Below are 12,709 nucleotides of genomic sequence, written 5' to 3'. Positions count from 1 at the left end.
GGAGTACAAACTCAAGGCTATCAAAAAAATACAATTGTTGTTATATTGTTCACATATGAACGGCATGCGGTGAGGAGTGCACCATGACAGCTGTGGTTGAACGTAAAAGCGCGGAAGGCGACCGTGAAGCCGAGAAAGGGCGCGTTGCGCTAAAGGGATTCTTTCGGGTAACGGAAGAATGGGGGTGTAATGCTGAAGAGCGCAGCAAGCTTCTTGGCGGTCCATCCAGGACAACGCTTTATAACTACGCAAAGCTTAATCCGACCAAACTTTCCAATGACACAATGGAGCGAATAAGCTACATCCTGGGCATCTACAAGGCTCTTCAGCTTCTGTATCCGACTCATGAGCGAGCGAATCGCAGGATCCGCCTTAAAACGTCTGAAGTGCCCTTTGGCGGAAAGTCGGCGATGGAGTTCATGACGCAAGGCTCGATGATGAACCTTATGTTGGCCCGTCAGTATTTTGATGCCAAACGGGGGTGGTGATGTTCTCCACCCCCCCTTTACACCTCCCTGAGTGGGATACCTATCGAATCATCCCCAGCCATTATCCACCCATAGACCTTTTTGAGCGCATCTACGATCCAGAGGAATTCGAGCTTGCGTTCGAGATCGAAGGTATGACAAATCCACGGCTGCGGGATCAGGTAGGGGATATTGAACTCGTTCGTCCTGACGACAGAGTCAGCGGGCCAGGCAGTACCCCTGTGATGGCATCGTTTACCCATCTGGGCTTTGGAAGTCGCTTCGCCGACAGGCATTTTGGGGTTTACTACGCAGCCAGCAGCCTTGATGCTGCAATCCGGGAAACGGTTTATCACAAAGAACGTGAAATGGCGGCCGCGAATGAAGATTCAATAGCGCTTACCATGCGCGCCTACATTGGTAGTGTGGCGCTGGACATGCACGACATTCGGGGGCCAGAGTTTGCAGATCTGCATAATCCGGATGCGGATGATTACGTGCTGAGCCAGAAGTTTGCAAGTCGTTGGCGCACCAAAGGATCAAACGGGCTTTTATACAACAGTGTCCGGTGCCCCGGCAGCGAATGTATCGCTGCGTTCAAACCGCGAGCCGTTTCTATTCCAGTGCAAGGACCTCACTTGAAATACTTCTGGGATGGAGACAAGCAACGTATTACTCATTGGGCAGAAATAGGGGAGGCGCACGTGTTAAGCGGGCATTGAGCCCTTCCTGTAACTTTCATAAAACTGACTCTGGCGAATAGATCTTATGAACATAATTATTATCGGCGCAGGGATTATGGGAACCACCTTTGCCACTTTGGCAAAAGAGTTGGCACCGGAGCTGGATATCACAGTTCTTGAACGGCTTGACGGCCCCGGGGCAGGAAATTCCTGGGTGTTCAATAACGCCGGCACCGGGCATGAGGCGAATTGTGAGCTCAATTACACCCCGGTGGACGAAGAGGTTATTTCGGTTGATAAGGCGGTGAAAATTCACGCCCAGTTCAATGTGGCCAAACAGTTCTGGGCCTATCTCGTCCAGAAGGGCGCTATCAAAGACCCTAAATCGTTCATAAACCAGACCAAGCACTGCACTATTGTTTCCGAATCGGCGATCGAAGAACTGCGGTTACGCTTCAAGGAAATGTCCGCCCACCATTTTTTCGAGCAGATGCGCTATTCCGAAGATTTCGACGAGATCAAAAGCTGGATTCCCTACACCATGGAGGAGCGTCCCCGCCACGAAAAAATGGCAGCGACTGCGATCGAAACGGGTACGGACGTCAACTTTGGTTCGCTGACCGAGCAAATGGCCGGTTATGCGGTTAAAGATCTGGGTGTACAGATTGAATACGGCACCCATGTTAAACGTGTGCATCGAAGCCCAGCCGGGAGCTGGCTTGTTGAAACCAAGAATAAGGGGGTTGATCGGCAGTACAAGGCGGACGTGCTTTTCGTCGGTGCCGGAGGGGGCGCATTCCCGCTTCTGAAAAAGAGCCACCTGCCATTCTCCCGTCGGTTCACCGGCTTCCCCGTTGGTGGTCGCTTCTTGCAGGCGCCGATCAGCGCCGAGCAGGCTACGCAATACCGGGCGAAAACCTATGGCAAAGCGAAGGTTGGTGCGCCTCCGATGTCTGTCCCGCATCTGGATCTTCGGGTCGCTGATGGCCAGCACTACCTGCTGTTCGGCCCCTTCGCGTCGTTCAAACCTGTGCTTGAGAGAGGCCGTGGTTTCCTCGATTACCTGCGCTCCATGCGCCTGCATGATATTCCGGGCTTGCTGAACGTGGCAATTGAGCACTTTCCTTTGGTCAAGTATCTGGTTTCGGAGACATTCAAAGGTGAGAAGAGCATGTTCAAGGAGCTGGATAACTTCGCCCCGGGCATGAGTAAAAAGTTCAACTGGAAGGCAGTTGAGGCAGGGCAGCGTGTGCAGATCATCCGGGATGGTGACCTGCAGATGGGTACCGAGATTCTGGTCTCAAGTGACAAAACCTATGGCACACTGCTAGGTGCATCACCCGGGGCGTCGGTATCGCCGGAAGTCATGTTGCGTTGCCTGGAGCAGATTCTTCCATCTATTTTTACCAGTGAGGAAGCGGGTAAAAAGATGAAAGATATCTTCCCCGAGGACAACCTGGATACCCTGGCCCATAATCCGGAGCGTTACCGAGAGGTTCGCGATGCCGTCAATGGGCTGCTGGGTATTACTGAATCACTCTATTAATTCTATCTCGCTCGGGCGCCAGGTTTTGTTGATCCAGGGTTCAAGTGGGCCGTACATCCGCAGGATGGCGAACCAGCTTTTTCCTGGTAGGGTCTGCAACCAGTTACCTTCTTTTCCTTTTGGCGCCTTTGGTGCGAAATAGAGCTCGTAGGAACCGTCCGCATTTTTTTCAATGCGACTATCCTGACTGCCGAGCGTCGGGAACGGTTGAGATGTCTGTAGTAGTGAACGTGTCTGGGTATCGTAGATAGTGACGGCCCAGAAATTGTTCACAGGCACGTTAGGTGGCAGGTGTAGCTTGTAGCTTTTGGAGCCGTCAAATGCCTTCTTGTTGGCATCCAGATAGGCAATGCCATAATCGGAGCCGGCGCCTGCTCTCGTCATTGCCATGGCCGGAGTGACGCCAGTAGCGTTGAAGTAGAACAATACCCGAGCATCGGGATTCATGGCTCCATCAGCCGTGAACGAGGTGTTTTTGTTCGCGTATCCCATGGTCCAGGCGCTGTGAGTATCGGGATAGATTTCCACACCATCGATGCGAGGCTGGTAGGTGATGGCACGTGCGGTCGCGGCGCCTATGTCAGCGGCCTCGGCCAGTAGCTTCTGCATGCGCGCGTCGGGATTGAATGGCTGGCCCTTGACGATACCGATGGCAGCCAGAGTGCCGCGCACCTCAGGCCCTATGGCATCAATTGGTTCTTCCTGAACAACCTGGTTCAGGCCTTCAAAGAAGCTCAGATCTCGGGTCACTAAGGTGTTGTAGCTTGTGCCGGAGATATTGACAAACTCCGTATCAGGCGGATTGTCGGCCTTGGACAGTGGATAGATCTTGAGTTGGGATTTGATATTTTTGACAGCTGGCTCCAGGCCTTTGGCGATGGAGCCGCGCAAGAACATCAGGTTATGGTAAGTGGGCATCTTGACGACGAAATACCCCTCAGGCACCTCGCCGTCATAGCCTGGAGGCAACAGCAGATACTTACCGCCTTTTCCTTTGTCCGGGCCGGGCAGCCCCATGTTTTCAATATAGCGAAACCAGGCGTCGTCCAGAAAGCCGAGCATGCCTGGTGGCAATTCGACCACCAGCGCACCGTCGACTTTCAGGTCGAGATAGGTCAACGCATACAAAGTGGAGGTATTACCGGTCAGGTACAGGGATTCCGGCTTGAGCAGTTGCTCGGTGATGCTGACTTTGTTTGACGTCGCGCCGATGGCTGCATTGCCTTTGCGCATGGCAAACAGCGAAGCGGCACCCTGATTGTCGAGGTATGCCTCGACTGCCCGCATGCGATCAAGGTTGTCATAAACTGTGTCGATGGTGGCGTCGGTGGGGACGCCATCAAAGAATTCCAACGTGCCAATAGACGTATCGAGTGTATCCGGAATAGAAACGGACTCCAGCTCAGCCTTCGACACCTCGGCTGACGCAGGGAAGCTGGCGACTGCCAAAACAATTGTTGTTGCAATAATTCGGGTGATCATTTCGTTACCCCTTTGGTGTTGCTCTCTACCAACTCAGTTTCCCGGTCGTTGTCTGCCTGTGCCGTGCCGGCGTTAAATAACAGCGCGGTGGCGATATGCGATGCGATCGCTGGCTTGTTCATTATTTTTCCTTGCCATTATTGAGAGGTTAAAGAGACTTTTCGACCTTGGGCATGTTGTATGTGCCGTTCGTCAGCGGGGCATAAGGCCCATAGAATCGCGCTGTAAACCTGAACCCTTCAGCCGGAGCCGGGAGCCAGTTCTTTGCCTGATCCGGATCGGTGGGTTTCTCGTTCTGCACGTAGATCACCAGCTTGCCGTCTTTGGCAACGAGGTCGCCGGCCTCCAGCATGAAACTGTTCACGGTATAGCGGTTGATCTCGTTGGCGACGAAATATCCGTTGGCGTCATAGATCGGGATCGACCAGAATTGGGTTACCGGTGGCAGGTCGTTCATGTCGAAGGTCAGCGTATATTTGTTGTCGCCGGTCAGTGGTTTGGCATCGGCGTCGGTGAACAGGAATGCACCGGAGTGGGAGATGTTTTTGTCTGGAGCCGCCCAAGCTGCATCGGCAATGACTGCTCTGTCCATCCATCTGGTTTCAAAGCCACCATCATTGCGCACGATGCCCCAACCGTTCATGTTGATGAGGTTTGTTTTCAACGTTTTGCGCACACTCTCGAAACCCGCTTTGAATCCGTTCTCCAAGGCTTTTTTCTGTTCTGCCGTCAGCTTTGACCAATCGAAGTTCATTCCTTTGCCAATTCCGATTGTTTCGAGTTGGGCAAGCATCTCGGTTTCCAGAAGCGAATCTTCAATCACTTGCATGGTTGGATCGTTCAGGATGGTGTTGAGCAGGGTGTAGTACTGCTCAGCTGTCTGCTTGTCTACTTGTCCAACCGCATACTCCGGCAATCCGGCAGGGATGGGAAAATCGCCCGGCACAATGGCTCGGTCTGCCTGGGCCACGCCTTTATGTCCGTTCGACAGCCAGTCCGCCAGAGGCGTCATGGTAATTTGGTCCTGGTAAGCATTAATGGTTTTGATTTCGGCATCCGACCCAGTCTCAACACCCATGCGGACAACGCCGTAGGCAGTTTTCGCTGGCCATTGAACTATGTCTGTTGTCGGGAAGTCAGCCGGCACCGTTCCAGAAAAGTCCGGTGGAAGGAGAATGTAGCTGCGGGCCTTGGTGCCATTAAAGGGCGACCCAACGATCATCCGGAAGATTCCATACTGGTCCATGATCTGAACGCTGAAATAGCGGTCGGTGATTTCCGGAACTTCAATAACGACAGGCCCGTCACGCAAATCCAGGAAGCCGGACCCATAAAGTGTTGTTGCGTTCGGTGTCACAACGGGGAAATCCGGAGTGATCTGTTTCCGCACCCAGAAGAAACGGTTCAGTCCCGAATAGATATCATTGCTTGCTGCATCGTTCTGGGTATAGATCCAGCGCTGGCCGTAAAAGATTGCCTGCTGGAGACCGTAAGTATAAGCCTGCTCGGCGATCGTTTCGGGTTTGTGCTCAGTGTTTGAAACAGCTTGAGCACCTGCTGCGAAACCGATCAAGGCAATCACCATCATCAGCTTCAAGGAAAGTTTTTTTGCCGACGTCACAGCCGTTCTATATTCCATGTTTTTTAATCCTTTATTTTATGCACCAAAAGGGAGCTTCATAATGCTTAGCATTACCCGTTCGCTCATATCGTGCTATCAATTATGCGCAAGGCATTGCCGAATTCAGGGTGTATTTATAAGAGCGACACTGGCTGACTGCTTGTTGCTAATTTTGTAGCGGTGACGTGTTATCTGGCCTATGCTTTGATGTGCCTATCAAAAAAGCGCAGGAAGCGTTCCATGAGTGAAGGGTTCTATATTTTAGGGAAGCAATACCATCCCCCGGCTCGATATCACGACCTGGACGAGGTTAATCATGCCGTTAGTGGCGCTAATCTCGAATTTGTCCAACTGAAGCCCGGAAACCTCGATATTGCGCTTGATCAGATTTCACTGGGTGATGTTTCAATTGATCTCGGCACCATCAACCTGCCTATCCGCATGATGGGCGAACTTGACCCGACGCGGTTCAGCATTGGCGCTTTCACTAAGGGGGCTCATGCGAACTGGAATGGCAACTCTGTCGATGAATCGCAATTGCTGTTCTGCAAGCCAGGTGAGGAAATCAGCGGGTGTGCGTCGACAATCTATGGGTGGACTTCTCTGGTTATTCTCCCCGAGTGGATCGAGTCAATTGAACAAACCACTTTGCGCACGAACCTGACTCAGATCACCTCCTGTACATCCATAAGGCCTGATCCGGAGAGATTAAAAGACCTGTGGCAAGCCATTGAAAACATAGTACAGCCCGCTGAAATTCCGCTGGATACTCGTGCAGCCGATTGGCTGGTTACCGATCTTCGTAATGCGCTGGGCGCCGCCCTGAGCTCTATCGACGTTGCTCCAGCGAAAGTCATGTCTCAGGCCCGGGGGCATTTCATTATCGCCAAGCGTGCCGAATGTTATATGCGGGAGAGGATCGCAGAACCGGTGAGCATCGACGAACTGTGTGTGGCCATGAACGCCAGCCGTCGATACCTGGAATACGCCTTCGCAGAGGCCTTTGGAACAAGCCCTTCACGCTACTTTCGCTTGATGCGGCTGCACCAGGTGCGCAAGAGACTTAAAGCTTCAGGCGGCGGAACAACTGTCACCAATGAGGCCTTCGGGCTCGGCTTCAACCACCTGAGTCTGTTTACCACCCAGTACAAGAATGCATTCGGTGAATGTCCAAGTGCCACGCTTGCGCGAGCGACCATATAGATACGTAAGCCTGATTTCCTGTCCCTTCTCGCCAATCGATACCGTGCGTATTCGCGATAGCGAAGCTATTTCTCACCTGATTAGAATCAACTCTTACGCAACCTGGTATCCAGGAGTGGCTGCCATTAATAAGACCATGCAAATGAAGGGATCGAACCATCCTGACAGGCTGAATGAAGCGCTCACCTATATCACGCAACACATGAAAGAAAGAATCCAGCTCGGTCAGCTTTCTGAAGTGTCAGGTGTGAGCAAGCGGACGCTTGGTTATCTTTTTTTGCGCACCTACGGTATTACACCCATGGCCTTCGTTAAACGGGAGCGTTTGATGAAAACCAGGAGGCTACTGCAGCATGCCGACCCATCTACAGCCACGGTTGCGAATATCGCGCGCGAATGCGGCTTCACCCACATGGGGCAGTTTTCGATCGACTACAAGCGACTGCTTGGCGAATCGCCGTCAGATACCTTGAATTCACACCCACGACCTGAGCGGATATCGGACTGGCAGTAATCAACTGATAGAAGTACTTGTTTGTGTTTAAACACTGCGCAGATTGATGCTCAATCTGCGCAGGCGAAATGCACGGGGCGCATTACCCGAGCCGTTTCACTCCGCCCTGACCAGCATTGGCGGGGTCCACGAACCATCCAGCGCAGATTCCTTTGGCCAGTAGAGCCGCATGATGACCCAGAATGGAGCCTTGGGAGCAGGCAACCAGTTCGCTTGTTTGTCTTTACCGGGATTCTCGTTCTGGAAGTAGAGGGTGATGCCACCATCGGCGTCCTTGACGAATTGCGCCATCATCGTTGAATTCAAGAGATAACGGTCGATCGGATTGGCAACGAGCAGGCTTGCTGGCAATTCGTACATGGTTGTTGACCAGAACGCATTCACCGGAGGAAGATCCGCCGCGGGGAAATGCAGAGTGTACCGGTTCGAACCGTTCAATTTTTCCCCTTTGGAATCAACCGCAAGAACCGGATACATCGCTTCCTGCTTCGAGTTGCCGTAGATGCCAAGAGCAGCACCGGCCATGCGGTAGAGATAGTTGTTCTTCAGAAATTCGCGGGTTCCGAAAAAATCCCCAGATGTCGCTTCGCCGGTGTCGACTTTTTCTTTCCGGAACTGGCCAAATTCTGCCCAAGCTTCTGCCATGCCGTTCTCAATTGCGGTTTTCATCTTGGGCGACAGGGACGCCACATCGAATGTCTGTCCGGGGCCGACGCCGATCTTGGAAAATCGCTCCATCAACTCCACTTCAGACGGAACAGCCGGCGCATAACCCAAAGCAAAGTTGAGTATTTTGAAGAACTCCAGCGACGTTTTCTGTGCGTCGGGCGTCAGAGGCTTGAGGAAATCAATAGCCGGTAACGCAGCTGGGGCCGGTTGCCCGAGAAATGATGACAGCGTCTCGACTTTGTAGCCCGCCTGTATCTTCTTCACGTTGTCGATATCGCCCGGATTGAACAACTGCGTCCGATAGACCGCTACGCCCAGTTCTGTTTCCGAGTGGAAGACCTTGTCCACTCCTTCAGGCTTCTCGCCTTTCCAGTTCGGGCCGGCCACGACAAACACACCGCCATCGTTCCCTGTTGCTCCGCTGCTGATGTAGTCGAAGTTTTGGGTATAGGCGTCGGTCAACTGGACGCTGAAATAGCGTTCCTTTTCCATCGCCGGCACGGTCAGAACGATCGGCTCGGCACGCAGGTCCATACCCATCCAGGAATAGGGCGTGTCGGAGTTCGGTGTCTGCACAGCTGTATCGGCCGGGGTGAAGACGCGCGCGATGTTTGCAATCTGGTTCCAGGGTGCCTTGAAGTTCGGGTCGCTCTTGTCGGTGTAGTAAGCGTACGAGACGCGGTAGTTGTCGACGATCGGGAAACCGTAGACGTATGCGTCCTTGGCGATGGCGCGGGCTTCGGCTGGCGTTACAGCGGGTCCAGCAGCGCTAGCAGAACCGGCTGGCAGCATGGCTAGCGCAAACACGCTTGCGATGGTGAGTTTGAAGGCGGTGTGAAGGGATGTTTTCACAGCAATTGCTCCTGATTGATCTCTAATTTGTTTTGTGTGCGAGCCGGTGACGTGTTTAAAGCTTCTGGGTTAGCATCACCTGTTCGTCTCTATGGAGCTATCAGTTATGCGCAAGACACAGTGGACACAGGGCGGCAGTGGTGGTAGCAAGAATATGTGCTGGAAATAGTGCCATGCGCTTTCTTGATAGCGAGCAGACGCATTGAGGAGAATACTGAGGAGATAAAGTCAGGGGAGGGGATGAAATGCGAGCCACGTGGCTTTTAATGTTACTGATGATCACGAGTACGGCGATCGCGCAGGAAGACCCGACATTCAGTATAAGCATCGGCGCTTTTTTCACTGACCGTGAAAGCCGGTCGAGACTCGATGGGGACTCGGGCCGGGGAACGGACATAGATCTTGAGGACGACCTCGGGCTGAAGAAATCCGATACTGTTTTCCGCGTGGATGGCTACTGGCGATTTGCCGAGAAGCATCGTTTCGACTTCAGCGCATTCGACCTGTCCCGCTCATCCTCTAAACAGATTGAAAAGGAAATCATCTGGGATAACACAACTTACCCGCTCAGCAGCACCGTAAAAACCGATCTCGACCTGACGATCTATAAGGCTGCATACACCTGGATGTTTCTGAAACGCGATCGCAATTTTCTCGGTGCGACGGTTGGCGTTTACGTTGCAGATTTTGGAGCGACTCTGTCCACATCGGGGGGTGCCAGGGCCGAATCGAACGACCTTACAGCTCCTTTGCCCGTTATTGGTCTGCGCGGAGAATACCGGTTTGCTGATCGGTGGGCGCTGCGAGGTAGCGGCGAAATATTTTTTGTTGATTACGGAGATTACGAGGGGTCTTTGTACGACGTCTTCGCCGGTCTCGACTTTAGCTTAACGAAAACCATTGCAATTGGTGTTGGTGTTAATGCTGTAGAGCTCGATGTGAGTGTCTCCAAAAACAGATTCGATGGGAACATGAGCTGGCAATACGAGGGCGCGCTGGCCTATCTTAAATTAGATTTCTAGAGGCTTAGGAAAAACAGATGAAACGCCATCATATTTTTATCGTACTCATTGCCAGCATCGCAGGGTCAGCCTTAATTGGTTGCGCCAATTCATCCAAAGATCTCAGTCCGCAAGAGGTTGAATCAAAGCAGACAGAATTACATACCGATTATCAGAACCTGATTGCCAGTGAAATCGACGACCCGCTAAGGGCTAAAGAGTTCGCGGCTTTATCGGCAGAACGGGATCGACTAGTCAGCCAACATGCAGCTTCAGTGCAGCAATACTCGAAAAAGCTGAGGGACATGAACCTGGATTACTCGACCGAACGCGAGCAACTGGACAACCTCATTCAGGAATACAATCAGGAACGCCGAGCTGCTCAAACCAGGTTTCTGGTGCTAATGGGCAAGATGAAAGCAACGGTTACGGCTAAAGAATGGGAAACGTTGGCGAAGTTTGAACTCAAGAATCTTAACCCCCGAACCATGAGCTACACAGCAGGAGGCCAATGAGATGCTAGTTGCAATACTGGTTGCTTTTTTCCTTGGTGGGCCCAGCGCATCCGCTGCTATCCTGACCCATGATATGATCAAGAGCTTCGAAACGTTCGCTCAGCAGGTCATCACAGACCCTGATAGGGCGGAAGCAGTGCGACAGGAGTTAAAAGCACTCAATAGTGAACTTAAGCAGTTCGACAAGGTGTTCGCGAAGTCTGGACGGGAATTAAGCAAGCTATACAAAAATTACGACACAGAAACCGCCAGCATGCAGGCACAGCTTGACTCGATGAATGCCGACTGGGAGTCAGCTCAATCCCGTGCGCTTGATCATCGATTCGCTATCCGCAACCAGATGACTAAAGAAGAATGGGACGCGGTGGTTTCTAAAAACGGGCAATAGGTTTTAGTTTGACGCTACCTTTCACATACCTCGGTGACCTTGCAAAGTCAGCAAATTATTCGTTGATGGACTCCCTCAATTGCGATCCTGACGCGAAAGCAAATGGCCGCGACCACGAGCCGCGCCAGGTTTTTACGGGCCACTTTGTGCCCGTAAGCCCCACACCAATCGAAAACCCAGAGTACGTCGTCCACAGCAAAGACTTGTTTCGCGAGCTGGGTTTTGCCGACAGCATGGCCCAGTCGACCGATTTCGTTCGTGTTTTCTCAGGCGATCTGACGGGCGTTCCAGAGCCTATGCGAAAGGTTGGTTGGGCGTGCGGCTACGCACTTTCTATCTACGGCACAGAATACACCCAGCAGTGCCCATTCCAGACTGGCAACGGATACGGCGATGGGCGGGCGATTTCAGTGTTTGAGTCGGTTATCAAGGGCCGACGTCTGGAAATGCAGCTAAAAGGCAGTGGCCGGACGCCATATTGCCGCGGCGGCGATGGTCGGGCCGTTCTGCGCTCGAGTGTACGGGAGTTCCTGGCGCAGGAGCATATGCACGCACTCGGGGTACCGACGTCACGGTCCTTGAGTCTGTACGTTTCGAAAACGGAGAAGGTGCAGCGACCATGGTATTCGGAGGGCTCACACTCCCAAAACCCAGACATACTCGTCTTTGAACCCGTCGCCATAACAACGAGGGTAGCGCCGTCGTTCATTCGGGTCGGACAGCTTGAGCTCTTCGCGCGGCGAGCCCGCAAACACGAACACCCGCAAGCGATGGAGGAGCTTGAGAAGCTAGTGTTGCATTTGATTGACCGTGAGTACGGAGACGTGATCGACCATACGCTGGCCACAACCGAAAAAGTGGTGTTGTTGGCACGCGAATTCCGCAGGCGACTCACATCGCTAGTGGCGAACTGGATCCGGGTTGGCTACTGCCAGGGCAACTTCAACAGCGACAACTGCGCGGCCGGCGGCTTCACACTTGATTACGGCCCATTCGGATTCTGCGATGTGTTTGATCCACGTTTCCAGCCATGGACGGGTGGGGGACTTCACTATTCATTCCTGAACCAGCCGGCTGCAGCAGAGCGCAACTTCCACACGTTTTGTTCCGCGTTGCGGCCATTGCTTACCGAGTATCCGGAGAGCTTGCAGCAACTTGATGAGATCAGAGAGGGTTTTGCGGGTGTGATGCAGGCGGAAATGGAAAGCATGTGGGCTGCAAAACTGGGGCTTGCAGACTTTCACCCGGCACTGTTTAGCGAACTTGCAACGCTGATGGTGCAAACGCCAGTGGATTACACCATTTTCTTCCGCGAGCTCTCAAACGTACCCGACAACATTACTCCGCTGAAAAAGAGCTTTTATAAAAACTCAAGGAATGTTTCCGACCCGTTGGAGTTCGAGAAGCGCTGGTCGGCATGGCTTGGAAAATGGAAATCGGCCACTCAACTTCGCTCTCGCGAGGCGCAGTCGCGGGAGATGAAACTTGCCAACCCGAAATACAGTTTGCGGGAATGGTTGGTTGTGCCTGCGTATCAACAGGCAGCAGCGGGTAACTATTCGTTGATTCGAGAGCTCCAGAAAGTCATGACGCAGCCCTATGACGAGCAATCGGAAGACGTAGAGGAGAAATACTACAGGCTGAAGCCTGCAGAGTTATTTGATATCGGCGGATCGTCCCATTACAGCTGCTCTTCGTAGCTGTTATGAACCCAATAATAAGTTGAGGTAGACGTGTTTGCCTGATCCACTTTGTTGATCGCAGTCAC

Annotated in this window: 13 protein-coding genes; 9 read left to right on the top strand and 4 right to left on the bottom strand. The window is 52.6% G+C overall.

The window, feature by feature from the left end:
- Positions 1 to 83: 83 nt before the first annotated feature.
- The 3 genes from Q4606_RS14400 to Q4606_RS14390 are packed head-to-tail and all read left to right on the top strand — an operon-like array spanning position 84 to position 2,696.
- The gene (locus Q4606_RS14400) at positions 84 to 488 is read left to right on the top strand and encodes an antitoxin Xre-like helix-turn-helix domain-containing protein (protein ID WP_303595876.1); all 405 of its coding nucleotides are present in this window, start codon (positions 84 to 86) and stop codon (positions 486 to 488) included.
- Entirely contained in the window at positions 488 to 1,189 is a 702-nt protein-coding gene (locus Q4606_RS14395; protein ID WP_303595877.1) for an RES family NAD+ phosphorylase, read from the top strand. The genes Q4606_RS14400 and Q4606_RS14395 overlap by 1 nt, the downstream gene beginning before the upstream one ends.
- Positions 1,190 to 1,235: 46 nt before the next feature.
- The gene (locus Q4606_RS14390; protein ID WP_303607955.1) at positions 1,236 to 2,696 is read left to right on the top strand and encodes a malate:quinone oxidoreductase; all 1,461 of its coding nucleotides are present in this window, start codon (positions 1,236 to 1,238) and stop codon (positions 2,694 to 2,696) included.
- On the opposite strand, the gene Q4606_RS14385 is transcribed toward Q4606_RS14390, so the two are convergent.
- From Q4606_RS14385 to Q4606_RS14375, 3 genes are read right to left on the bottom strand one after another with little or no spacing between them, the layout of a single operon-like run.
- Positions 2,685 to 4,178 carry a DUF1254 domain-containing protein gene (locus tag Q4606_RS14385; protein WP_303607954.1) on the bottom strand — a complete coding sequence of 498 codons (1,494 nt, stop codon included), beginning with the start codon at positions 4,176 to 4,178 and terminating at the stop codon, positions 2,685 to 2,687. The genes Q4606_RS14390 and Q4606_RS14385 overlap by 12 nt on opposite strands.
- Positions 4,175 to 4,300, bottom strand: coding sequence for a hypothetical protein (locus Q4606_RS14380; RefSeq protein WP_303607953.1), 126 nt, complete (start codon positions 4,298 to 4,300; stop codon positions 4,175 to 4,177). Before Q4606_RS14380 ends, Q4606_RS14385 begins: the two co-directional genes overlap by 4 nt.
- A 26-nt stretch (positions 4,301 to 4,326) precedes the next feature.
- Positions 4,327 to 5,817 carry a DUF1254 domain-containing protein gene (locus Q4606_RS14375; RefSeq protein WP_303607952.1) on the bottom strand — a complete coding sequence of 497 codons (1,491 nt, stop codon included), beginning with the start codon at positions 5,815 to 5,817 and terminating at the stop codon, positions 4,327 to 4,329.
- A gap of 222 nt (positions 5,818 to 6,039) precedes the next feature.
- On the opposite strand from Q4606_RS14375, the gene Q4606_RS14370 reads away from it, so the two are divergent.
- Positions 6,040 to 7,002 (top strand): AraC family transcriptional regulator, encoded by a 963-nt coding sequence (locus Q4606_RS14370; RefSeq protein ID WP_303595882.1) that lies wholly within the window; start codon positions 6,040 to 6,042, stop codon positions 7,000 to 7,002.
- A 115-nt stretch (positions 7,003 to 7,117) separates the two neighbouring features.
- Positions 7,118 to 7,516 (top strand): helix-turn-helix domain-containing protein, encoded by a 399-nt coding sequence (locus Q4606_RS14365; RefSeq protein ID WP_303595883.1) that lies wholly within the window; start codon positions 7,118 to 7,120, stop codon positions 7,514 to 7,516.
- A 96-nt stretch (positions 7,517 to 7,612) separates the two neighbouring features.
- Here the strand turns inward: Q4606_RS14365 and Q4606_RS14360 are convergent, their stop codons facing one another.
- Positions 7,613 to 9,037 carry a DUF1254 domain-containing protein gene (locus Q4606_RS14360; RefSeq protein ID WP_303595884.1) on the bottom strand — a complete coding sequence of 475 codons (1,425 nt, stop codon included), beginning with the start codon at positions 9,035 to 9,037 and terminating at the stop codon, positions 7,613 to 7,615.
- A 266-nt stretch (positions 9,038 to 9,303) separates the two neighbouring features.
- Between Q4606_RS14360 and Q4606_RS14355 the strand changes: the two genes are divergently transcribed.
- The 4 genes from Q4606_RS14355 (at position 9,304) to Q4606_RS14340 (ending at position 12,641) form a co-directional block, all read left to right on the top strand.
- The gene (locus Q4606_RS14355; RefSeq protein ID WP_303595885.1) at positions 9,304 to 10,059 is read left to right on the top strand and encodes a hypothetical protein; all 756 of its coding nucleotides are present in this window, start codon (positions 9,304 to 9,306) and stop codon (positions 10,057 to 10,059) included.
- A 17-nt stretch (positions 10,060 to 10,076) separates the two neighbouring features.
- Positions 10,077 to 10,553 (top strand): hypothetical protein, encoded by a 477-nt coding sequence (locus Q4606_RS14350; protein ID WP_303595886.1) that lies wholly within the window; start codon positions 10,077 to 10,079, stop codon positions 10,551 to 10,553.
- A gap of 1 nt (position 10,554) precedes the next feature.
- Entirely contained in the window at positions 10,555 to 10,941 is a 387-nt protein-coding gene (locus Q4606_RS14345; RefSeq protein ID WP_303595887.1) for a hypothetical protein, read from the top strand.
- Between the two features lie 65 nt (positions 10,942 to 11,006).
- Complete coding sequence (locus Q4606_RS14340) at positions 11,007 to 12,641, top strand: YdiU family protein (RefSeq protein WP_303607951.1); 1,635 nt, start codon at positions 11,007 to 11,009, stop codon at positions 12,639 to 12,641.
- Positions 12,642 to 12,709 lie beyond the last annotated feature (68 nt).

This window comes from Marinobacter sp. 1_MG-2023, assembly GCF_030549045.1.
In the GTDB taxonomy this organism is placed as follows: domain Bacteria; phylum Pseudomonadota; class Gammaproteobacteria; order Pseudomonadales; family Oleiphilaceae; genus Marinobacter.
The sequence above is the reverse complement of the archived record's forward strand: the minus strand, read 5'-3'. Positions and strand labels throughout refer to the sequence as shown.

Coding starts and splice junctions, on each gene's coding strand:
- Q4606_RS14385 (WP_303607954.1), bottom strand. CDS start 4,178: ATGATCACCCGAATTATTGCAACAACAATTGTTTTGGCAGTCGCCAGC.
- Q4606_RS14375 (WP_303607952.1), bottom strand. CDS start 5,817: ATGGAATATAGAACGGCTGTGACGTCGGCAAAAAAACTTTCCTTGAAG.
- Q4606_RS14395 (WP_303595877.1), top strand. CDS start 488: ATGTTCTCCACCCCCCCTTTACACCTCCCTGAGTGGGATACCTATCGA.
- Q4606_RS14345 (WP_303595887.1), top strand. CDS start 10,555: ATGCTAGTTGCAATACTGGTTGCTTTTTTCCTTGGTGGGCCCAGCGCA.
- Q4606_RS14380 (WP_303607953.1), bottom strand. CDS start 4,300: ATGAACAAGCCAGCGATCGCATCGCATATCGCCACCGCGCTGTTATTT.
- Q4606_RS14340 (WP_303607951.1), top strand. CDS start 11,007: ATGGACTCCCTCAATTGCGATCCTGACGCGAAAGCAAATGGCCGCGAC.
- Q4606_RS14370 (WP_303595882.1), top strand. CDS start 6,040: ATGAGTGAAGGGTTCTATATTTTAGGGAAGCAATACCATCCCCCGGCT.
- Q4606_RS14355 (WP_303595885.1), top strand. CDS start 9,304: ATGTTACTGATGATCACGAGTACGGCGATCGCGCAGGAAGACCCGACA.
- Q4606_RS14350 (WP_303595886.1), top strand. CDS start 10,077: ATGAAACGCCATCATATTTTTATCGTACTCATTGCCAGCATCGCAGGG.
- Q4606_RS14400 (WP_303595876.1), top strand. CDS start 84: ATGACAGCTGTGGTTGAACGTAAAAGCGCGGAAGGCGACCGTGAAGCC.
- Q4606_RS14390 (WP_303607955.1), top strand. CDS start 1,236: ATGAACATAATTATTATCGGCGCAGGGATTATGGGAACCACCTTTGCC.